19 protein-coding genes are annotated in these 20,106 nt (G+C 66.8%); 8 read left to right on the top strand and 11 right to left on the bottom strand.

The features are described from left to right. Positions 1–15 precede the first annotated feature (15 nt). A complete protein-coding gene (locus ACCQ13_RS03275) occupies positions 16–1,203 on the top strand; it encodes an acyl-CoA dehydrogenase family protein (protein WP_104602686.1) in 1,188 nt (395 codons plus the stop codon). Positions 1,204–1,291: 88 nt separating this feature from the next. Beyond that, a complete protein-coding gene (locus tag ACCQ13_RS03270; RefSeq protein ID WP_104602687.1) occupies positions 1,292–2,368 on the top strand; it encodes a sigma-54 interaction domain-containing protein in 1,077 nt (358 codons plus the stop codon). Between the two features lie 90 nt (positions 2,369–2,458). Here ACCQ13_RS03270 and ACCQ13_RS03265 read toward each other — a convergent pair whose 3' ends face one another. The 7 genes from ACCQ13_RS03265 to hmpA form a co-directional block, all read right to left on the bottom strand. Beyond that, positions 2,459–2,974, bottom strand: coding sequence for a dihydrofolate reductase (locus ACCQ13_RS03265; RefSeq protein ID WP_104602688.1), 516 nt, complete (start codon positions 2,972–2,974; stop codon positions 2,459–2,461). Continuing rightward, the gene (locus ACCQ13_RS03260; RefSeq protein ID WP_104602689.1) at positions 2,971–3,765 is read right to left on the bottom strand and encodes a thymidylate synthase; all 795 of its coding nucleotides are present in this window, start codon (positions 3,763–3,765) and stop codon (positions 2,971–2,973) included. Before ACCQ13_RS03260 ends, ACCQ13_RS03265 begins: the two co-directional genes overlap by 4 nt. Then, complete coding sequence (lgt, locus tag ACCQ13_RS03255) at positions 3,762–4,652, bottom strand: prolipoprotein diacylglyceryl transferase (protein WP_104602690.1); 891 nt, start codon at positions 4,650–4,652, stop codon at positions 3,762–3,764. The genes ACCQ13_RS03260 and lgt overlap by 4 nt, the downstream gene beginning before the upstream one ends. A gap of 54 nt (positions 4,653–4,706) precedes the next feature. Further along, positions 4,707–5,198 carry a TPM domain-containing protein gene (locus ACCQ13_RS03250; protein WP_104602691.1) on the bottom strand — a complete coding sequence of 164 codons (492 nt, stop codon included), beginning with the start codon at positions 5,196–5,198 and terminating at the stop codon, positions 4,707–4,709. Next, positions 5,198–6,082: a TPM domain-containing protein gene (locus tag ACCQ13_RS03245; protein ID WP_104602692.1), complete on the bottom strand. Its 885-nt coding sequence runs from the start codon at positions 6,080–6,082 to the stop codon at positions 5,198–5,200. The genes ACCQ13_RS03250 and ACCQ13_RS03245 overlap by 1 nt, the downstream gene beginning before the upstream one ends. 220 nt (positions 6,083–6,302) lie before the next feature. Beyond that, entirely contained in the window at positions 6,303–6,929 is a 627-nt protein-coding gene (locus tag ACCQ13_RS03240; protein ID WP_104602693.1) for a LemA family protein, read from the bottom strand. 276 nt (positions 6,930–7,205) lie between these two features. Then, a complete protein-coding gene (gene hmpA / locus ACCQ13_RS03235; RefSeq protein WP_104602694.1) occupies positions 7,206–8,402 on the bottom strand; it encodes an NO-inducible flavohemoprotein in 1,197 nt (398 codons plus the stop codon). A 143-nt stretch (positions 8,403–8,545) separates the two neighbouring features. Here hmpA and norR point away from each other — a divergent pair, with 143 nt between their 5' ends. After that, positions 8,546–10,099: a nitric oxide reductase transcriptional regulator NorR gene (gene norR, locus ACCQ13_RS03230; protein ID WP_104602695.1), complete on the top strand. Its 1,554-nt coding sequence runs from the start codon at positions 8,546–8,548 to the stop codon at positions 10,097–10,099. A 140-nt stretch (positions 10,100–10,239) separates the two neighbouring features. Here norR and ACCQ13_RS03225 read toward each other — a convergent pair whose 3' ends face one another. Continuing rightward, on the bottom strand, positions 10,240–10,620 hold the full coding sequence (locus tag ACCQ13_RS03225; RefSeq protein WP_104602696.1) for a diacylglycerol kinase: 381 nt from the start codon (positions 10,618–10,620) through the stop codon (positions 10,240–10,242). Positions 10,621–10,802: 182 nt separating this feature from the next. Here ACCQ13_RS03225 and ACCQ13_RS03220 point away from each other — a divergent pair, with 182 nt between their 5' ends. Further along, positions 10,803–11,492, top strand: a complete 690-nt coding sequence (locus ACCQ13_RS03220; RefSeq protein WP_159406632.1) for an SGNH/GDSL hydrolase family protein — start codon at positions 10,803–10,805, stop codon at positions 11,490–11,492. 212 nt (positions 11,493–11,704) lie between these two features. On the opposite strand, the gene ACCQ13_RS03215 is transcribed toward ACCQ13_RS03220, so the two are convergent. The 3 genes from ACCQ13_RS03215 to ACCQ13_RS03205 all read right to left on the bottom strand — a co-directional run bounded on the left by ACCQ13_RS03215 (position 11,705) and on the right by ACCQ13_RS03205 (position 14,588). Further along, the gene (locus ACCQ13_RS03215) at positions 11,705–12,976 is read right to left on the bottom strand and encodes a sensor histidine kinase (protein ID WP_104602698.1); all 1,272 of its coding nucleotides are present in this window, start codon (positions 12,974–12,976) and stop codon (positions 11,705–11,707) included. Positions 12,977–13,117: 141 nt separating this feature from the next. After that, on the bottom strand, positions 13,118–13,831 hold the full coding sequence (locus ACCQ13_RS03210) for a response regulator transcription factor (protein WP_005408123.1): 714 nt from the start codon (positions 13,829–13,831) through the stop codon (positions 13,118–13,120). 88 nt (positions 13,832–13,919) lie between these two features. Next, positions 13,920–14,588, bottom strand: coding sequence for an arylesterase (locus ACCQ13_RS03205; protein WP_208800458.1), 669 nt, complete (start codon positions 14,586–14,588; stop codon positions 13,920–13,922). 109 nt (positions 14,589–14,697) lie between these two features. On the opposite strand from ACCQ13_RS03205, the gene ACCQ13_RS03200 reads away from it, so the two are divergent. The 4 genes from ACCQ13_RS03200 (at position 14,698) to ACCQ13_RS03185 (ending at position 20,105) form a co-directional block, all read left to right on the top strand. Next, on the top strand, positions 14,698–15,300 hold the full coding sequence (locus tag ACCQ13_RS03200; RefSeq protein WP_104602700.1) for an ABC transporter ATP-binding protein: 603 nt from the start codon (positions 14,698–14,700) through the stop codon (positions 15,298–15,300). After that, positions 15,297–17,780 carry an ABC transporter permease gene (locus ACCQ13_RS03195; protein ID WP_159406631.1) on the top strand — a complete coding sequence of 828 codons (2,484 nt, stop codon included), beginning with the start codon at positions 15,297–15,299 and terminating at the stop codon, positions 17,778–17,780. Before ACCQ13_RS03200 ends, ACCQ13_RS03195 begins: the two co-directional genes overlap by 4 nt. A 321-nt stretch (positions 17,781–18,101) precedes the next feature. Beyond that, on the top strand, positions 18,102–19,019 hold the full coding sequence (locus ACCQ13_RS03190; protein WP_104602702.1) for a TauD/TfdA dioxygenase family protein: 918 nt from the start codon (positions 18,102–18,104) through the stop codon (positions 19,017–19,019). Positions 19,020–19,061: 42 nt separating this feature from the next. After that, on the top strand, positions 19,062–20,105 hold the full coding sequence (locus ACCQ13_RS03185; RefSeq protein ID WP_104602703.1) for an ABC transporter substrate-binding protein: 1,044 nt from the start codon (positions 19,062–19,064) through the stop codon (positions 20,103–20,105). The last annotated feature ends 1 nt before the right edge of the window (position 20,106 follow it).

Raw genomic sequence — 20,106 nt, 5'->3', positions numbered from 1 at the left:
ACGAGGTTATCGCGCATGACCAGCCAGCAACTGCAACCCACCATGCTCAATCCGCTGCACACGGCCCGGCGCCTGGCCACCGAATTCGCTGCCACCGCGATCGAACGCGATGCGCGTGGCGGCACCCCCAAGGCAGAACGCGATGCATTGCGCGCCAGCGGCCTACTGGGCTTGAGCATCCCGGTGCAGTACGGCGGTCTTGGCGCCAGCTGGAGCGAGGTGCTGACCAGCGTGCGCGAATTCGCCAAGGTCGATAGCTCGATCGCGCACGTCTTCGGTTTTCACCACCTGATGCTGGCCACGGTGCGCTTGTTCGGCCAGCGGGCACAATGGCAGCCGTGGCTGGAGCAGACCGCGCGCAAGCAGTGGTTCTGGGGCAACGCGCTCAATCCCCTGGATACGCGCACCATCGCCGTGCAGCACGCGGGCTGGCGCGAATTTTCCGGCAAGAAGAGTTTTTGTTCCGGCGCGCTCGACTCGCAGATGCTGATCGCCTCCGCACTGGACGAACGCAGCGGCACGCTGTTGATCGGCGCGGTGCCCACCGCACGCAGCGGCATCACGCTGGGCCACGATTGGGACAACATCGGCCAGCGCCAGACCGACAGCGGCAGCACCACCTTCGAGCGCGTCCGGGTGGAAGAGAACGAGCTGCTGCTCGATCCCGGCCCGCTGAGCACGCCGTTCGCCTGCCTGCGCCCGCTGCTGGCGCAACTGCTGTTTGCGCATGTCTTCCTCGGCATCGCCGAAGGCGCCTTCGACGAAGCGCGCAGCTACACTCTGACCGAAACACGCCCCTGGCATCGCTCCGGAGTCGCGCAAGCCAGCGACGATCCCTACATCCTGGCCCATTACGGCGAGTTCTGGCTGGGCCTGGAAAGCGCGCGCCTGCTGGCCGGTCGCGCCGCCGATCTGCTCGATGCTGCCTGGCGCAAGGAACATGCGCTCACCGGCGAGGAACGCGCGCAGGTGGCCCTGGCAGTGGCCGCCGCCAAGGTCGCCACCACACGCGTGGGGTTGGAGGTCAGCAGCAAACTCTTCGAGGTCACCGGCGCGCGCGCCACCCATGCGGCGCTGCGGCTGGACCGCTACTGGCGCAATCTGCGCACCCATACCCTGCACGACCCGGTCGACTACAAGGTGCGCGAACTCGGCGAATGGGCGCTACGGCAACAGGCACCAACGCCCAGCTTCTACTCATGAATCCGTTGGCGGCGTTGTCGCCACAGCGAGTTCGCTTGCGCATCTGGTTGTTGCGCAGCGCCCCCTTCTCCCTCTTCGCGTCCGGCCCATGTCCGATTTTCGTCTACTGACCCTGCCTTCGGTGTCACAACGCGCCGCTGCCGGCAACGGCAGGACTGCAGCGGCGCACGTGTTCGAAGACCCGGCATCGCAGGCATTGCTGGCGCACCTGGAACGCGTGGCGCCCAGCGAAGCCAGCGTGCTGGTCATGGGCGAATCCGGAACCGGCAAGGAGCTGGTGGCACGCCATATCCATAGCCTCAGCGCGCGTGCGCAGCATCCGTTCGTGGCGGTCAATTGCGGAGCCTTCAGCGAATCGCTGGTGGATGCGGAATTGTTCGGGCACGAAAAAGGCGCCTTCACGGGCGCGCTCAGCGCCAAGGCCGGCTGGTTCGAGGAAGCCAATGGCGGCACGCTGTTTCTCGACGAGATCGGCGACCTGCCGATGCCGATCCAGGTCAAGTTGCTACGCGTGTTGCAGGAGCGCGAAGTGGTGCGCCTGGGCTCACGCCGCAGCATTCCGATCGACGTGCGGGTGCTGGCCGCCACCAACGTGCCGCTGGACCAGGCCATCGGCCAGGGGCAGTTCCGCCAGGACCTGTTCTACCGGCTCAACGTGGTGGGCGTGGAACTCAAGCCGCTGCGCGAACGGCCCGGCGACATTGCGCCGTTGATCCGTCATTTCGTGCAGATCTACAGCCAGCGCCTGGGCCATGGCCAGGTGACGATCAGCCCGGAGGCCGAGCAGCGCCTGGTGCAGCACCCGTGGCCGGGCAACATCCGTGAGCTGGAAAATGTCATCCACCACACCTTGCTGATCCACCGCGACGGCGTGGTGCGCGCCGACGATATCCGGCTGTCGCAGCTGCGCTTGCCCACCCAGTCCTCCAGCGAGACGCAGCCCGACGATGCTGCGGCCTTGCTCGCACGCGCCTTCGCTACCTTGTTCGAGAGCAATGACGGCGCGCTGCATGCCACCGTCGAAGCGCAGCTGCTGCGCGCCGCCTACCGGCATTGCCACCATAACCAGGTCCGAACCGCGGCCTTGCTGGGACTGAGCCGCAACATCGTGCGTGCGCGTTTGATCGAGCTGGGCGAGCTGGTGGTCCACAAGCGCGTCCAGTGATGTGCCGGGCGTCGATCCACGACTGCTGCGCGGCCCTGCACTGCGGCGTCGCGCGTTGCCCGGCCTTGCCCGCCGCCAAAGCCCCGCCGCTCAGCGGCGCCGATACTCCACATAGGAGAATGCGAACGCGTGCCGCGCATCGGCGGCATGTTCTTCGCGCTGCACCGGCATCCACACCGCCGGATCGATCGCCGGAAAATGCGTATCGGCCTGTTCGACCGCAGTGTCCACCTCGGTGACGGCCAACAGGTCGGCACGCTCCAGCGTCAGCCGATAAACCTCGCCACCACCGATCACGCACACCTCCGGCGCACCCGCCTGCTCGGCAAGTGCGATCGCCTGATCGACCGATGCCACCGCCTGCATGCCCTCGAACGGTACCTGTCCCGACCGCGTCAGCACCAGGTTCAAACGTCCCGGCAGCGCACGCCCCAGCGATTGCGCCGTCTTGCGACCCATCAGGATCGGCTTGCCCAGCGTCAGCGCCTTGAAACGCTTGAGATCGTCCGGCAGCTTCCACGGCAGGTCGTTGTCGCGGCCGATGGCGTTGTTGCGGTCGAAAGCAACGATCAGGGAGATGGCGAGCCGGCTGTTCTGCCCACTCATACCGCCACCGGCGCCTTGATCGCCGGATGCGGGTCATAGCCTTCGATGGCGATGTCATCGAAGCCGAACGCAAACAGGTCGGTCACTTCGGGATTCAGGCGCAGTGTCGGCAACGCACGCGGGGCGCGGGCCAGCTGTTCGCGGGCCTGGTCGAAGTGGTTCGCATACAGGTGCGCGTCGCCCAGCGTATGCACGAAGTCGCCCACGCCCAGGCCGGTAGCCTGCGCCACCATGTGCGTCAGCAGCGCATAGCTGGCGATGTTGAACGGCACGCCCAGGAAGATATCGCCGCTGCGCTGATACAGCTGGCAGCTGAGCTTGCCGTCCACCACATAGAACTGGAACAGGCTATGGCAGGGCATCAAGGCCATCTGCGGCAGTTCGCCCACGTTCCAGGCGCTGATGACCAGCCGCCGCGAATCCGGGTTGCGCTTGATCTCGTCCACCAGCCACTGCATCTGGTCGATCTCCACGCCGTCCGGGCCGGTCCAGCGCCGCCACTGCTTGCCGTACACCGGGCCGAGGTCGCCGTTGTCGTCGGCCCATTCGTCCCAGATACGGACCTGGTGGTCCTTGAGATAGCCAATATTGGTGTCGCCCTGCAGGAACCACAGCAGCTCGTGGATGATCGAGCGCAGGTGCAGTTTCTTGGTGGTGACCAGCGGAAACCCGGCAGTGAGGTCGAAGCGCATCTGCCAGCCGAACACGCTGCGCGTGCCGGTACCGGTGCGGTCGGACTTCTCGGCACCGTGTTCCAGCACATGCTGCAGCAGGTCCAGATACGGCTTCACTTGGCCGCCTCCACGCTGGCAGGCACCGGCAGCACCGGCTGCAACACCGGGGCGCGGCGCGACATCGCCAGCAACACCAGCCCCACTGCGATCAGCGGCAGGCTCAGGATCTGCCCCATCGTCAGCCAGTTGAACGCCAGGTAGCCGATCGGTGCGTCCGGTACCCGCACGAATTCCACGACGAAGCGGAACACGCCGTACAGCAACGCAAACACGCCCGACACTGCATAGCGGGCGCGCGGCTTCATCGAGAGCGCCCACAGCACCACGAACATCACCACGCCTTCCAACGCCGCTTCATACAGCTGCGACGGATGACGCGCGAACCGATCCAGTGCCCCGGCGGCGTATTGCGCCTGGATCTGTGCCGGCGCCATATTGGCCAGCTCCGGTGCATGCGGAAAGATCACGCCCCAACCGGCCTGGGTGAACTTGCCCCACAACTCGCCGCCGACAAAATTGCCCAGCCTCCCGAACCCAAGGCCCAGCGGCACCAGTGGCGCGACGAAATCCATCACGTCGAAGAAGTGCAGGCGATGGCGGCGCGCCCACAGCCAGCAGGCCAGCAGCACCCCGAGCAGGCCACCGTGGAAGCTCATGCCGCCCTCCCAGACCTTGAACAGGATCAGCGGGTTGGCCAGGAAGGTGTCGAACGCATAAAACAGCATGTAGCCGATGCGCCCGCCCAGCACCACACCCAGCATGCCGTAGAACAGCAGGTCGGAGAACCCGTCCATGTCCACGCCCGGCAAGCGGCCGCGCAGGACGCGCGAGCGCCCCAGTGCCCAGGCCGAGAAGAAGGCCGCCAGGTACATCAAGCCATACCAGTGCACCTGCACCGGGCCAAGCGAGAAGGCGATGGGGTCGATGGCGTGCAGATAGATCATGCGGACCGCGGATCATAAAAAAGCGAGGCCGCTATTCTGACACCTCAGGCACCCTCAGCCTAAAAGCTGTGGCCGGTTGGGCAGCTCGTCTTCATGCGGGGCATGAGCGTCGCGTGGGAAGTGGGCGGCCAGCAGCTCGGTCACCGCCTCGATGCCCGCCAGCACCGCCACCTCGTACTGGCCCTCGCGCAGGAACTGCTGCATACGCCGGCACACCTCGCCCCACTGGGCGTCCGGCACCCGGGCGCGCAGGCCACGATCGGCCACCACCTCGATGGCGTGGTCGGCCAGCAGCAGATAGATCAGCACCCCGTTGTTGGCCTCCGTCTCCCAGGTGCGCAGGTGCGCGAAGGCCTGTTCGGCGCTGTGCCGCGCGGTATGCCCGCGCCATAGCGCGGCCATCGGCAGGTCCGCCTCGACCGCCACCATGATCTGCCCGGTGTGGCTGCGTTCGCTGGCGGCCACCGCCGCGGCGATCGTCTCCATGCAGGACGCTGGAAATCTGCGTTGCGCCGAGGGCGCGAAGACATGCCTGAGCCACCGCATTACCAGCTCCCCGAGGCGCCACCGCCTCCCGATGAACCACCACCGCCACCCCAGCCGCCGCCGCCAAAACCACCGCGGCCACCGCCTCCGAACCCACCGAACCCACCCCCGCCCCAGCCACCGCCGCCCACGAAGCGCCCCGGCGATGCCGAGGCCAACCCGGCCAACAGCCCAATGACGGCCGCACCGGTGCTGGCCAGCAGCAGGGAGGTGAACAGCAGCGCCGCGCCACCGGCCGCAATGCCGGTCAACAAGGCCCGCACCGGACGCGGCAACGCCCCCAGGATGCCGCGCGCCACCATCGCGACCACAAAGCCGACAAACAACGCCATGATCCAGCCACCGCCGCCATTGCCGGCCCCGCCCTGGTGCCCGCTGACCGGCGCCGGCAGCGCCTCGCCCTCGATCAGGCCGGCCAGCGTTGCAGTGGCGTCGCCGATACCGCCGCCGTAGTTGCCCTCGCGGAAGCGCGGCGCCAGATACTCCTGGATCACGCGATTGGCCACGATGTCGGGAATGGCGCCTTCCAGGCCATAGCCGGGCTGGATGCGCACGCGGCGATCGTCCTTAGCCACCAACAGCAGTACCCCATCGTCGACGCCCTTGCGCCCGATCTTCCAGGTATCGAACACGCGCTGGGTGTACTGCTCGATCGTCTCCGGCTGCGTGGTCGGCACGACCAGGATCTGCAGCTGCGCGCCCTTGCGTTGCTGCAGCGCTCGCGCCTGCTGTTCCAGCTGCTGGACCTGCGCCGCATCCAACGTCCCGGTGACATCGACGACGGGCGAGTGCAGCGGCGGAATGGCCGCCAGCTCCTGCGCCAGCAGCGACGCCGGCAGCAGCAACACCATCATCCACACCACTTTCGAAGACGTTCGCCGCATTGCCAACTCCTACCTGATGCGTACTGACACTCAGTCTTTCCCCTCTCTCCCACCGGGACATTGTCCCCCTTCATGGGGGAGAAGGTGCCCCGAAGGGGCGGATGAAGGTGCGAGCGAAGCCACGTGCAGTTGGAAAACACAGAAGCTTCGCGAAGTACCCTCACCCCAACCCCTCTCCCGAGGGGGGGGAGGGGCTTGTGATTACTGCGCAGGCTGCTGATTACTGGGCAGGCTGTGGTGCAGGCTGCGGCTGCGGTGCCTGCTGGTTGCCGAAGTCCACCTGCGGCGCGCGCGAGATCTGCGCTTCGTTTTCCACGCTGAAATTCGGTTTGGGCTGATAACCGAAGAGCTTGGCAGTGACGACCTGCGGAAACGAACGAATGTAGGTGTTGTAATCCTGCACGGTCTGGATGTAGCGGCCGCGCGCCACGGTGATGCGGTTTTCGGTACCTTCCAACTGCACCTGCAGATCGCGGAACGACTGGTCGGACTTGAGCTGCGGATAGTTTTCGCTCACCACCAGCAGGCGCGATAACGCGCTGCCCAATTCGCCCTGGGCCTGCTGGAATTGCTTGAGCGATGCTTCATCGTCGGCATTGACCTGGATCTGCCCCACGCGTGCGCGGGCATTGGTCACTTCGGTCAGCACCTGGCGTTCCTGCTGCGCGTAGCCCTGCACGGTGCGCACCAGGTTGGGAATCAGATCGGCGCGACGCTGGTACTGGTTGAGCACTTCCGACCAACCCGCCTTCACGCTCTCCTCTTTTTGCTGGATCGCGTTATAGCCGCAGCCAGACAAAAAGACGGTCAGCATCAACACCACCAAAGTACGCATCAGCACGGACATGCAGCTGCCCCATCGAAAGATGGCCGCAGCATGGCATACCGCAGGTCAAGCCCGCATGCACGCGCGCAGCCTCGCGCGGGGCTACCGGCCGCGATAGAGGCCGGCAACCCTTGGCGGCCGAATATGCAGCAACGACCCGCGCAACCGATGCGTCCACCGACGCGCGCCCGGGGCGAAGGGCCAGGCGGGATCACAGCGGCGATGACACACCACGACAGCACCTGCGGATATGGTGCAGCGATCGCCTGACGCGTGACCGGTCGCCCAGGCCCGCCGCTATTGCAACGCCGACGCGGGGCCGAAGAACTCGAAGCGCACCTGCGCGTCAGGCACCCCGAGTTCGGACAGCTGCCTGCGCAGCATGCGCATGAAAGGCCTCGGCCCAAGGAAATACACATCCACGTCCCGGGCACCGGATGTATCTGCCGGCATCCACTGACTCAGGCGAGCCGCATCGAGCAGCCCCACGCCGTGCGGCATTTGCGATTCAGCGCCTGCCACCGTGTCGTAGCAGTAATAGTGCGTGAGCTGAGGATGTGCGGCAGCCGCCGCATCGATCCTGTCCTTGAACGCGTGCACATCGCGGTTTCGTGCGCAATGGATGAAGGTGATCGGCCGCCCCGTCTCCAGCCCCTGCGCCAGCATCGGCAGCATCGGCGTGATGCCCACGCCACCGCTGATCAACACGATCGGACGTGTGCCGGCCACCAGGGTGAACGCGCCACTGGGCGCGTTGAGTTCCAGGGTGTCGCCGATGTCGACGCTGTCGTGCAAATGGTTGGATACCACGCCGCCGGCCTCGCGCTTGATGCTGACGCGGTAGGTCTTGCCATTGGGCGGCGCGGAAAGCGAATAGTTCCGACGATGTTCCTGCCCCTGGATCCACAGGTGAAGGCCGATGTACTGGCCTGGCTGGAAGTCCATCACCGGCCCCTGATCGAGCGGGGCGAGATAAAACGAAGTGATCTCTGCACTCTCGATGGTCTTGCCGACCACGGTGAAATCGCGGCCGCCCCGCCAACCGCCATGGGCAGCCTCCTGCTCGGCGTAGCGCGCGCTTTCTGCATCGATCAGGATCTGCGCCAGCTGCGCATAGGCGGCGGCCCATGCGTCCAGCACGGCAACCGTGGCCGTGTTCGGGCCAAGCACTTCAGCGATGGCCGCGATCAGGCAGTTGCCAACGATCGGGTAGTGTTCCGGCTGGATCTGCAGCGCCACGTGCTTGTTGACGATCTGGGTGGCCAGGGGGCCAAGTGCCTCCAGGCGCTCGATGTGCCGCGCATACATCAACACGCCGTTTGCCAGCGCGCGCGGCTGATCGCCATTGGCTTGGTGCGCAGCGTTGAAGTAAGGCCGTACTTCGGGGTGATCGGCCAGCATCTTCTTGTAGAAATGGGTTATCAGCGCCTCTCCACCTTGTTCGAGCAGCGGGACGGTGGAGGCGACGGTGGCGCGGTGGATCTCGGACAACATGAGCGGTCTCTCGTTTGGTGTGCAGCGCATGGCAGCAAAGCCCGTACCAACCCGCTTATCCTTTGAGATCAATCACTTTGCGATCTTCCGTGTCATAATGACTCCAGCATGAAATGAGTCGAATCGACTCCATACAGGTCGAAATGACTCAATCCAGCCAGCTACTTGCACTGCTGCCATTGCTCTCGGACCTCACCCAGGATCTGCCCGACGCAGATCGCTACCGCCGTCTGCTGGAGGGTTTTCGGACCTTGTTGCCGTGCGATGCCGCTGCGCTGCTGCGCCTGGAGGGACAGGATCTGGTCCCGGTGGCGGTGGACGGGCTGACCCCGGACACGATGGGGCGGCGCTTTCGTGTCACCGAACACCCGCGGTTGGCGAGGATCCTCGACGCGGCGGGGCCGGTGCGCTTCGACCCTGACAGTCCGTTGCCCGATCCCTACGATGGGCTGGTGGAGAGCGTGCAGGGCCATCTCCCGGTGCATGACTGCCTGGGATGCGTGCTGCGTGTGGACGGGCGTCCCTGGGGGATCATCACGCTGGATGCGCTGGAGACCGAGCGCTTCACCCATGACGCACTGGACGTGTTATCGGCGTTTGCCGGCCTGGCGGGTGCCTCCGTGGCGGCGGCGCAGCGCATGGAGGCACTGACCGACCTGGCCGAGGCCGCACACGAACACGCCGCGCAGATCCTGCGGGATGCCCCGCATGCGCAGCGACAGCTGATCGGCCAGAGTCCTGCCTACAAAGCCTTGATCCGGGAGATCGCGCTGGCCGGTCCCAGCGACCTGTGCGTGCTGATCCAGGGCGAGACCGGGGTTGGCAAGGAACTGGTGGCGCGCGCCCTGCACACCGCATCCTCGCGCTGTGGCAAACCGCTGGTCAGCCTTAACTGTGCAGCGCTGCCTGACACGCTGGTGGAGAGCGAACTCTTCGGGCACGTCAGGGGCGCCTATACCGGTGCGCATGCAGACCGTCGGGGCAAGTTCGAACTGGCCGACGGTGGCACCTTGTTTCTCGACGAGGTCGGCGAGCTTCCCCTTGCCACGCAGGCCAAGTTGCTGCGCGTCCTGCAGGAGGGCCAAGTCCAACGCCTGGGATCGGACCGCGAGCATCACGTGAACGTACGGGTGATCGCGGCGACCAATGCGGATCTTTCCGAGCAGGTTCGCAAGGGTGCCATGCGTGCTGACTTCTATCACCGGCTCACGGTCTATCCAATCCGCGTTCCCGCCCTGCGGGCCCGGGGACGGGACGTGCTGCGCGTTGCCGGCTACTTCCTGGAAGACGCCCGTGCGCGCTATCGCCTGCGCGGGCTGCGCCTGGATGGGCCTGCCCAGGCAGCGCTGCTGGCTTACGCATGGCCAGGCAATGTGCGCGAACTCGAGCACGTCATTGGCCGCGCGGTCATCAAGGCCATGGGCACCGGCCCGGGCCCCCAAGGCATCGTGTCACTGGGGGTGGCACATCTGGCGCTTGCCCAGGTCGCTGCCGACGCACCTGTTCCGGAGGCCGAACATCCAGCGGAGGCAAGCCTGGGATATCGCCAGCGCGTGGCCGCATTCGAAGAACAGTTGATTCGGACGGCGCTGGAGCGTCATCGCTACCAGTGGTCGGCTGCCGCGCGCGCACTGAAGCTGGACCGCGCCAATCTTGCGCGCATGGCGAAGCGGCTGGGCATCACGGCAGTGCAATGAGCGCCCAGCGATGCAGGCGGCCCGCCACCGGCAACTCCAGACGCGCACCGGCGCATTGACTGCGTCGCTGCGCGCGGACGCAACGCACCGGGCTGTACCGTCACGCCCCGCTTGCCGGCAGACGCCACAGCGGTCGGCGCTCAAACGATCCGTGGCAACAGCACCAGGCCCCAGCACAACAGCACATTGAGCAGGAGCAGGAACACCGCCGCCGAGCCCATGTCCTTGGCGCGGCCAGCCAGCACATGGTGTTCCGGGCCGTAGCGCTCGATCACCGCTTCGATGGCCGAGTTCAACAGTTCGGCCGCCAGCACGATCAGCAACGGCGCGATCAACGCGATGCGTTCCAGCGGCGACTGCCCCAGCCATGCTCCCAATGGCGCCATCACCACCGCCAGGCAGACTTCCAGCCGGAACGAGGATTCGTGCAGCCACGCCGCGCGCAATCCCTGCCACGACCAGATCGCCGCCTTGAGCATGCGGCGCGGGCCGCGCGGCACGTGTCCCAGCTGATCGGCCATGCGTCAGGACCTGCAGCCGCAAGGGCGCGGCCGGAAACAAAAAGAATGCATGGCCTGTTCGCTGCTGGGGAAAGTGCGAATCTTGCACCGTGATGCCACGCACCGCCAGCGACGGACTGGTTTGCCCACGGCTTGCAGACTGCGGCACCATGCCCACTGGCTCCTTCGCTGCAGGGTTGCTCATGATCCAATACCGCTTACGCGCACTGCTGGCTACGCTGCTGCTGGTCTCCAGCCAGGCCATCGCCCTGGAGACCGCGCCCGCCGTCCCCAGCCAGGTCTCCAGCACCGCCTGGGAACAGGACATGCAACGCTTCGCCGCCAGCGACGCGCGCCAGCCACCTCCCCGGCATGGCATCGTGTTCGTGGGAAGCTCCTCGATCCGCTTCTGGGACACACTGGCGCAGGATTTTCCCGGCAAGCCGGTCATCAACCGCGGCTTCGGCGGTTCGGAGGTACGCGACAGCACCTGGTATGCCGACCGCATCGTGATTGCGTACGCCCCGCGCCAGGTGGTGCTGTATGCCGGCGACAACGATCTCAACAGCGGGCGCACGCCCGAACAGGTGCGCGACGATGTCGTGGCATTCGTGCAGCGCATTCGGCGCGACCTGCCCGAGGCGCGGATCAGCTATCTATCGATCAAGCCCAGCCCCGCGCGCGCGGGGCTGCTGCCGTCGGTGGCAACCGCCAATCGGCTGATCCGCGATGCCTTGGCGCAGTTTCCGCAGACCGACTACGTGGACGTCCATACCCCCATGCTCGACGCCGACGGCACGCCGCGCCCGCAGCTGTTCCGCGAAGACAGGCTGCATATGACTGCGGATGGTTACGCGCTGTGGCGCAAGGCCGTGGCCCCGGTGCTGGAGTGATCGCCCAGGGCGTCGCTCAGTGCGCTCCGGCCATGCGTCGCCGGAGTGCACTGAGCGACGCAGCGAGACTCTGCTTCCGCGTCGCTGGCTCCCCGGTGACACGCCAGCGCGCATTCCCTCCGCGTCACGCAGGTCCCCGCCTGATGCGGCGACGCGGCGCGCGCCACCCACGCGATCTCCCGATCCCCGTCGCGACCGGCATCCGGCCAGCCTCAGGCCACCACCACCGCCACCGAAGTGCCCACGCCGGCCTGGCTCTCCAGCTCGATGCGCCAGCCGAAGCGGTCGCACAGCCGGCGGACGATCGACAAGCCCAGGCCGGTGCCCTGCGGACGCGTGGGATCGGCGCGGAAGAACGGCTCGAATGCGCGTGCACGCGCTTCGTCGGTCATGCCGATACCGGTATCGCGCACCACGATCCGGTCCTGGGCCACCTCCACCTCGATGCTGCCGGTGTCGGTATAGGCGCAGGCATTGCGCAGCAGGTTGCTCAACACCACCCGCATCACCCGCGGTGGGGCGAACATCTGCAGGTGCCGGTCGCCGACCATGCGCAACGACACCGGTTTGTCGCCCAGCAGTTCACGCGCGCTATCGACCTCCTCACTGGCCAATTCGGACAAGTCGAAGGTCTCGCTCTGCGGATCGATCTCCGCCTCGCGGGCCAGGATCAGGAATGCATCGATCACCGCTTCCATGTCGCGGCCGGCGCGCTGGATCCGACGCAGGCTGCGTTGGCTACGCTGCGGCAGATCGTCGTCTGCCAGGGCCATGTCGCTGGCCACGCGGATGACCGTCAGCGGCGTGCGCAGCTCATGACTGGCATCGCGGGTGAAGTTGCGTTCGCGCGCCACATGCTCGCTGACCCGTTGCCCCAGCGCGTGCAGCGCAAGCGCCAATTGCCGGGTTTCGCCCTGCAATTCCGCTGGCAAACGCTCCGGCGCCAGTTCGTCCACATCCGGGTTGCGCGGGTCCCACTGCGACACGCGCCGTGCCAGCCAGCTGATCGGTGACACCAGGCGTTTGGACACCCGGTAGGTGAACCACGACACGCCGTAGATTCCCAGCAGCACGATGATGGCCGGCACCACGCCGAACCACCAGGTGAGATGGGCAGCGCGCGAGCGCGGGAACACCAGGTACAGGCGACCTTCCGGGCGTTGGTCCACATAGGCCAGCGCGTCGGCGGCGGCCACTTCGCTGAAGCCCGGCGACAGGCGCCGCAGCGCCGCTGGCGCCGCATCGGCAACAGCCCCGGCCGGCGAGAAATACCCCTGGATATTGCGCGTATTCGGCGGCCGGTAGTCCGGCGTGCTCTTGTGCATGCGCCAGAAATGCACCGCTTCGTCGGCAAGCACAGTGCGCACCAGGCTGTACTTGATGACGAAGGAGATCAGGTACCCGCCCAGCACGATGGCCAGGCTCGCCAGCGCAACCTGCAACAGGAACGCCAGACGTATTTTTCGCGGGAGCCCGTGTGGCATTGCTGCATCCAGGGACGCGTGCCGCAGGTCGGGCAACGCGTCCGTGAGTCCGTCGTGCAGCCTGTTGGCGGCACGGGAGGGCGAGTGGCGCGGGAGCGCCTGCAGGAGCGGCCAGCCACCTGACGGCGGCCGGCCGGAACATCAGGTCATCGGCTGGGCGATGTCGGCAATGCGGTAGCCGGCGCTTTGCACAGTGTGCAGCAGCGGACGGTCGAACGGCTTGTCGATGATCTTGCGCAGGTTGTACAGATGGCTGCGCAAGGTGTCCGAATCGGGCAGCCCGTTGCCCCAGATCTCGCGCTCGATTTCCTGGCGGGTCACCACGCGCGGCGATTCGCGCATCAGGATGGTCAGCAGGCGCAGGCCGATCGGCGAGAGCTGCAGCTCGGTGCCGGCGCGGGTGGCGCGCATGCTCACCGGATCCAACACCAGATCGGCGACCTTGAGCACTTCCGAGCCCACCTGGCGACGTTCGCGGCGGATCAGGGCACGCAAGCGCGCTTCCAGCTCCTGGATCGCGAACGGTTTGGTCAGGTAATCGTCGGCGCCGAAGCCCAGGCCGGTGAGCTTGTCGTCCAGCGTGTCGCGGGCGGTCAGCATCAGCACCGGGGTGGACTTGCGTGCGTCGTTGCGCAGGCGGCGACACACCTCGATGCCGTCCAGGCGCGGCAGCATGAGATCCAGCACGACCACGTCGTAGCTGTTCTCGGCGGCCAGACGGTAACCGTCCAGTCCATCTTGCGCGTAGTCGACCTCGAAGCCACGGCCTTCCAGGTATTCGCCGATCATTTCGGAGATATTGCGGTTGTCTTCGACGACCAGCACGAGGCCGGACGTTTCCTTGGTCTGACGCATGGACTTTCCTCGGTCTTCAGCTTTGTGAAACATGCCGGATGGCCGGTGCAAGCAACGTGAAGGCCGAATAACGTTTCATGCCATCCGATCAGCGTCCCAGCAACGGGCGCAGCGCCGGCCACACCGTCTCCAGTACCTTGGGCTGGGCAGCAGCGGTCGGGTGCAGACCATCGGCCTGCATCAGGCCCGGCTGCAAGGCAACCTTTTCCAGGAAGAATGGCACCAGCGCCGTGTTGTATTGCTTTGCCAAGTCCGCATAGGTCGCCTTCAGGCGCTCGCGGTAGGCCGGGCCGTAATTGGGCGGCACGTCGATGCCCAGCAGCAGCACCTTGGCCCCGGAGGCCTGGCTGAGCTGGATCATCTTTTCCAGATTGCTCTTGAGCTGGGCCGGGGTCAGCCCGCGCAGCGCATCGTTGCCGCCCAGCTCGATCACCACCACGCCGGGTGCGTGCTTCTGCAGCAGGCCCGGCAGCCGGGTCAGCGCGCCGGAGGTGGTCTCGCCGCTGATACTGGCATTGATGATCGCCGGGGGCGTCGCCATGTCACGCTTCAGGCGTTGGTCCAACAGGGTGACCCAGCCGGACTGCACCGGGATGTTGTGCGCAGCGCTCAGGCTGTCGCCCACCACCAGGATCGGTGCGGTCGTCGCCGGACGCTTGGCAGCGGCAATCCCCGGCGCAAGCAGGGAGAGTGTCAGCAGCCACAGGACCAGCGCGCCATATCGCAGTGTTCTTTCACGCATTCGGAGATTCCTCATCGACAGTCTGGCCCCCCGCTCCAGCACCCGCACCGCCATCGACGTCCGCGAGGTCGGCAAATCCGTCAGTGGCCCGGAGGGAACGCTGCACATCCTCGACAACGTGAGCTTGACGGTCAGTGAAGGCGACAGCATCGCCATCGTTGGCGCGTCCGGGTCGGGCAAGACCACCCTGCTCGGCCTGCTCGCCGGGCTGGACCTGCCCAGTCACGGCAGCATCGCGCTGTCCGGGCAGGATCTGGGCCAGCTCGACGAAGAAGCGCGCGCCGCCCTGCGTGCCCGTGAGGTCGGCTTCGTGTTCCAGAGCTTCCATCTGCTACCGGCACTGACGGCCGAAGAAAACATCGCACTGCCGCTGGAGCTGGCCGGGCGCGAAGACCCGGCGCGGGTGCGCGAGGTGCTGGAGGCGGTGGGCCTGAGTGCGCGTGCGCGGCACTACCCGCGCCAGCTCTCCGGCGGTGAGCAGCAGCGCGTGGCGCTGGCGCGCGCCTTCGTGGCGCGCCCGCGCATCCTGTTCGCCGACGAACCCACCGGCAGCCTGGACCAGGCCACCGGCGCGCAGGTCAGCGACCTGCTGTTCGCGCTCAATGCCACCAGCGACACCACCCTGGTGCTGGTCACCCACGACATGACCCTGGCGCAGCGCTGCCGCCACATCTACCGCATCGACGGCGGCCGCCTGCACGCGCAAGCCTCCGGCGCGTCGGCATGAACGTCGTCAAGCAGGCGGCGCGCGCGGTACGCCGCGAATTCCTGGCCGGCGATCTGCTGACCGTGTTCGCCGCACTGGTGTTGGGCGTGGCGGTGATGACTGCCGTCGGCACGTTGGTGGACCGGGTGACGCTGGCGCTGACCTCCAGTGCGGCCGAGGTGCTCGGTGGCGACCTGGGCGTAACCGGGCGCCAGGAGATTCCGGCCGACTTCGCCGCCGAAGCGCAGCGGCGCGGGCTGCAGAGCACGCGCATGGTCAGCTTCCCGAGCGTGCTGTTCCACAAAGAAGCCAGCCAGATGGCCAACATCCGTGGCGTGGGCGCCGGCTATCCGCTGCGCGGGCAGCTGCTGGTGTCCAGGGACGGCCGCGCTACCGAAGGCACGCCTGACACCGCGCCGCCGCCCGGACAGGCCTATGCCGACCCACGCCTGCTGGAGGCGCTGGGCCTGCGCGTGGGCGAACAGCTGGAGTTCGGCGCCGGCCACCTGACCATCACCGGCGTGCTGCGCGCCGAGCCGGATGCCTCCGGCGAGCTGATGCAGTTGTCGCCGCCGCTGCTGGTCAATCGCGCCGATATCGAAAGCGCCGGTCTGCTCGGACCCGGCAGCCGCGCCTCCTATCGGCTGATGTTCGCCGGTGCGCCGGATGCCATCGCCGACCTGCGCGCCTGGCTCAAGCCGCGCGCCAGCGAATATCGCCTGGTCGGCATCGAAGACACCCAGCGCGGCATGCGTGCGGCGTTCGACCGGGCCGGGCGCTTCCTGGCCTTGTCGGCCTTGCTCGCCGTGCTGCTGTCGGGCGTGGCGACCGCGCTGGCGGCCAACCGCTTTGCGATGCGGCGCATCGATGCCGTGGCGGTGCTGCGTTGCCTGGGCGCGAAGCAGCGCGACATCCTGGCGATGCTGTCGCTGCAATTGCTGTTCACCGCCATCCCGGCCTGCCTGGTCGGCATCGGCCTGGGCATGCTGGCGCAGGAAGGCTTGTTACAGGCGCTGGGCAGTTTGATTCCGAACCGGCTGCCGTTGCCGCAGGCTACCCCGGCCCTGGCGGGCGCAGGGATCGGCCTGGTGCTGTTGCTGGGCTTCGGCCTGCCGCCGCTGCTGCGGCTGCGCAACGTGCCACCGATGCGGGTGCTCAACCGCAGCTTTGCCGCGGTGCCGCCGAGTGCGTTGCTGGTCTACGGCGCGGCCCTGGCCGCAACGCTGGCGCTCACCGTCTACGCCACCGGCAACCTGGTGCTGGCGGGTTGGGTGCTGGGCGGCCTGGCCGCGCTGGCGCTGGTGGCGATGCTGCTGGGGCTGGGCCTGCTCGCCCTGCTGCGGCCGATCCAGCACCGCCTGCGCGGCGCCTGGAAACTGGGCCTGGCCTCGCTCACCCGCCGGCGCGGCCTGAGCGTGGTGCAGCTGGTCGGCCTGTCGCTGTCGCTGTGCGCGCTATTGCTGCTGGCGGTGGTCGGCCCCGGCCTGCTCGGCCAATGGCGCGACCGCCTGCCGGCAGACACCCCGAACTATTTCCTGATGAACATCCAGCCCGAACAGACCGCGCCGGTGTTGCAAACGCTGCGTGGGCTGGGGGTGGACAATGCGGCAGTGGAGCCGTTCTCCACCGGCCGCCTGGTCGCCATCAACGACAAACCGCCGGTGCGCGGCGACCGCGATCCGGCCGACGATGGCGATGGCGACAACCGCCCGGTCAATTTCTCCTGGCGGCATGCGTTTCCGCCAGCCAATACGCTGCTGCAGGGCAAGTTCTGGAGCGCCGACAGCACCGCTGCCGAAGCCTCGGTGGAAGAAGGCTGGGCGCAGCGCTATCAGCTCAAGCTCGGCGACCGCATCACCCTGCTGCTGGGCGAGCAACAACGCAGCTTCACCGTCACCAGCATCCGCAAGGCGGACTGGGACTCGTTCCGGGTCAACTTCTTCCTGCTGCTCAATGAAGGTGCGGTGGGCGATGCGCCCTACAACCTGATTTCTGCCTTCCACCTGCCTCCTGGCAATGCGCCCAGGCTGGCGTCGCTGAGCCGCGATTACCCCAACATCTCGGTGCTGGATATCGATGCCATCCTGGGCCGGGTGCGCGAGGTGATCGACCAGGTGGCACAAGCCGTGCAGCTGGTGATGGGCTTCAGCCTGCTGGCTGGTGTGCTGGTGCTGCTGGCCGCCTTGCAGGCCACTGCCGGCGAGCGCCGTTACGACAGCGCCGTGCTGCGCACACTGGGTGCACGCCGCGGGCAGTTGCGCGGCGCAGTGCTGGTGGAATTCGGTGCGCTGGGGCTGCTGGCGGCCGGCCTGGCGGTGACCGCGGCGGCAGTGATCGGCGCGGTGGTGGGCCAGCAAGCCTTCGACATCGCACTGGCACCGGACTGGCCGCGCCTGCTGCTGGGCGGCGCCTTCGGACTGGCGCTGAGCCTGCTTGCCGGCTGGTCCGGCACCCGGCGTATCCTGTCCACGCCGCCTGCGTTGGCGTTGCGCGCGGATTGAGTACACAGATCGGTTGCCATTGCATGCAAGAGCAACCGATCCATCTGGCGCGGCCCCTGCAAAAGTTAATAAGTCACGGAGGCTCATCAACCTTGTTGAGCAGCTGAACCAAGCGCTGGCCTGCGGCGGTCACTCGCCCAAGCGGTCACGTGGCACCCCCGTGTGTGGTTGGCAGACCTGCACATGGTGCCAACCGATGCATATACCCGCAGCGCATAAGCACCTTGCCAATCGTACGTTCGCAGCAGGAATCCGACTGCCTACAGTGACCAGTCCGGTCGCCGTGTCAGGCGGCCTTTGCTGTTGTCGAGGTGCAAGTTCGTGGCCAACGTCAGTTCTGCAGTGCGCGTGCAGCCGCCGCGCGCCGATGCCAACACGGGACACACCGCCGGCGTGCGGATCGTGCCGTTCGATGCGCCGCTGGGCGCGGAAGTCATCGGGCTGGAATTGTCGCAGCCGCTGGATGCGGACACCTTCGCGCGCATCCATCGCGCGCACCTTCAGTACCACGTGCTGGTGTTTCGCGACCAGCGCATCACCCCGGCGCAGCAGGTCGAGTTCAGCCGCCGCTTCGGCCCGCTGCAGATCCACGTACTGCGTAATTTCCAGCTGCATGGACATCCGGAAGTGCTGGTGGTGTCCAACATCAAGGAAAACGGCCAGCCGATCGGCCTGGGCGATGCCGGGCACTACTGGCATTCGGACCTGTCATATAAGGACACCCCCAGCCTGGGTTCGCTGCTGCATGCACAGGAGCTGCCTGCCGAGGGCGGCGATACCTTGTTCGCCAACCAGCATCTGGCCTGGCAGACCTTGCCTGATGCACTCAAGCGCACCGTGCAGGACCTGCGCGCCGAGCACAGCTATCTGGCCAAATACGAGGAGTTGCGCGCGCGCAATCCGTGGCGCCCGGCGTTGACGCCGGAGCAGATTGCCGAGGTCACCCCGGTGCAGCATCCGGTGGTGCGCACGCACCCGGAAACCGGGCAGAAGGCCTTGTTCATCAGCGAACATTTCACCACCCGCATCGTCGGGCTGCCCGAGGACGAAAGCCACGCGCTGCTGCAGACCTTGTTCGCGCACAGCACGCGCGCGGCGCTGGTGTACCGGCACCGCTGGCAGCCGCACGACATGGTGTTCTGGGACAACCGCTCGGTGATGCATCTGGCCGCCGGTACGCCAGACCACCTGCGCCGCCGGCTCAACCGCACCACCATCGAAGGCGATGCGCCGTTCTGAGCGCGCCGCCATCCCCTCCCCCCCTTGCACCCGGAGCGCTGCATGCGTCTGACCGTCACTTCCCACGCACCGTTGCTGCGCCGCCGTTTCTCGCGGCGCGTGGCGGTCCTGCTGCTGGCGGCACTGCCACTGTTGAGCGGCGCGGCGCAGGCAGAGGGCAAGCTGCGCATCGCCAAGCAGTTCGGCATCGTCTACCTGCTGCTGGACGTGGCGCAGGAGCAGCGGCTGATCGAGCAACAAGGCAAGCAGGCCGGCGTGGACATCGACGTGCAGTTCCTGCAACTGTCCGGCGGCGCGGCGGTCAACGATGCCTTGCTCACCGGCTCGATCGATATCGCGGGGGCCGGTGTCGGGCCGCTGTTCACCATCTGGGACCGCACCCGTGGCCGGCAGAACGTGCGTGGTGTGGCGTCGCTGGGCAACTTTCCGTATTACCTCATCAGCAACAACCCGCGCATCAAGAGCATCGGCGATTTCACCCCGAAGGACCGCATCGCCGTGCCGGCCACCGGTGTATCGGTGCAATCGCGGTTTCTGCAGCATGCCTCGCAGCAACGCTGGGGCGACAAGGGCACCCATCAGCTGGACCCCTTGCAGGTAGCACTGCCGCACCCGGATGCGGCGGCGGCGATCATCCGCGGCCGCACCGAGATCACCGCGCATTTCGCCAGCCCGCCCTTCCAGGAGCAGGAATTGGCGCGCAACCCGGCCGCGCATATCGTCACCAGCTCCTACGACATCGAGGGCGGCCCGTCGTCGGCGACGGTGCTGTACGCCACCGAGAAATTCCGCAGCGACAACCCCAAGACCTACGGCGCCTTCGTCGCGGCACTGGATCAGGCGGCGAAGTTCGTGACCGCGCATCCGGAGCAGGCGGCAGATATCTTTCTGCGCCGTAACGGGTCGAGCATCGACCGTGCGCTGATATTGCAGATCCTCAAGGACCCCAAGGTGCAGTTCACCGTGGCGCCACAGAACACGCTGAAATTGGGTCAGTTCATGCACCGCAGCGGTGCGATGAAGCAGGCGCCGGTCAAGGTGGGCGACTACTTCTTCGACGACCCGCTGATTGCGGGCGGGAGCTGAG

The sequence above is a fragment of the Xanthomonas sp. NCPPB 1638 genome, assembly GCF_041475635.2.
Classification (GTDB): domain Bacteria; phylum Pseudomonadota; class Gammaproteobacteria; order Xanthomonadales; family Xanthomonadaceae; genus Xanthomonas; species Xanthomonas cucurbitae.
The sequence above is the reverse complement of the archived record's forward strand: the minus strand, read 5'-3'. Positions and strand labels throughout refer to the sequence as shown.

Coding starts and splice junctions, on each gene's coding strand:
- ACCQ13_RS03275 (WP_104602686.1), top strand. CDS start 16: ATGACCAGCCAGCAACTGCAACCCACCATGCTCAATCCGCTGCACACG.
- ACCQ13_RS03270 (WP_104602687.1), top strand. CDS start 1,292: ATGTCCGATTTTCGTCTACTGACCCTGCCTTCGGTGTCACAACGCGCC.
- ACCQ13_RS03265 (WP_104602688.1), bottom strand. CDS start 2,974: ATGAGTGGGCAGAACAGCCGGCTCGCCATCTCCCTGATCGTTGCTTTC.
- lgt (WP_104602690.1), bottom strand. CDS start 4,652: ATGATCTATCTGCACGCCATCGACCCCATCGCCTTCTCGCTTGGCCCG.
- ACCQ13_RS03250 (WP_104602691.1), bottom strand. CDS start 5,198: ATGCGGTGGCTCAGGCATGTCTTCGCGCCCTCGGCGCAACGCAGATTT.
- ACCQ13_RS03245 (WP_104602692.1), bottom strand. CDS start 6,082: ATGCGGCGAACGTCTTCGAAAGTGGTGTGGATGATGGTGTTGCTGCTG.
- ACCQ13_RS03240 (WP_104602693.1), bottom strand. CDS start 6,929: ATGTCCGTGCTGATGCGTACTTTGGTGGTGTTGATGCTGACCGTCTTT.
- hmpA (WP_104602694.1), bottom strand. CDS start 8,402: ATGTTGTCCGAGATCCACCGCGCCACCGTCGCCTCCACCGTCCCGCTG.
- norR (WP_104602695.1), top strand. CDS start 8,546: ATGACTCAATCCAGCCAGCTACTTGCACTGCTGCCATTGCTCTCGGAC.
- ACCQ13_RS03225 (WP_104602696.1), bottom strand. CDS start 10,620: ATGGCCGATCAGCTGGGACACGTGCCGCGCGGCCCGCGCCGCATGCTC.
- ACCQ13_RS03220 (WP_159406632.1), top strand. CDS start 10,803: ATGATCCAATACCGCTTACGCGCACTGCTGGCTACGCTGCTGCTGGTC.
- ACCQ13_RS03215 (WP_104602698.1), bottom strand. CDS start 12,976: ATGCCACACGGGCTCCCGCGAAAAATACGTCTGGCGTTCCTGTTGCAG.
- ACCQ13_RS03210 (WP_005408123.1), bottom strand. CDS start 13,831: ATGCGTCAGACCAAGGAAACGTCCGGCCTCGTGCTGGTCGTCGAAGAC.
- ACCQ13_RS03205 (WP_208800458.1), bottom strand. CDS start 14,588: ATGAGGAATCTCCGAATGCGTGAAAGAACACTGCGATATGGCGCGCTG.
- ACCQ13_RS03195 (WP_159406631.1), top strand. CDS start 15,297: ATGAACGTCGTCAAGCAGGCGGCGCGCGCGGTACGCCGCGAATTCCTG.
- ACCQ13_RS03185 (WP_104602703.1), top strand. CDS start 19,062: ATGCGTCTGACCGTCACTTCCCACGCACCGTTGCTGCGCCGCCGTTTC.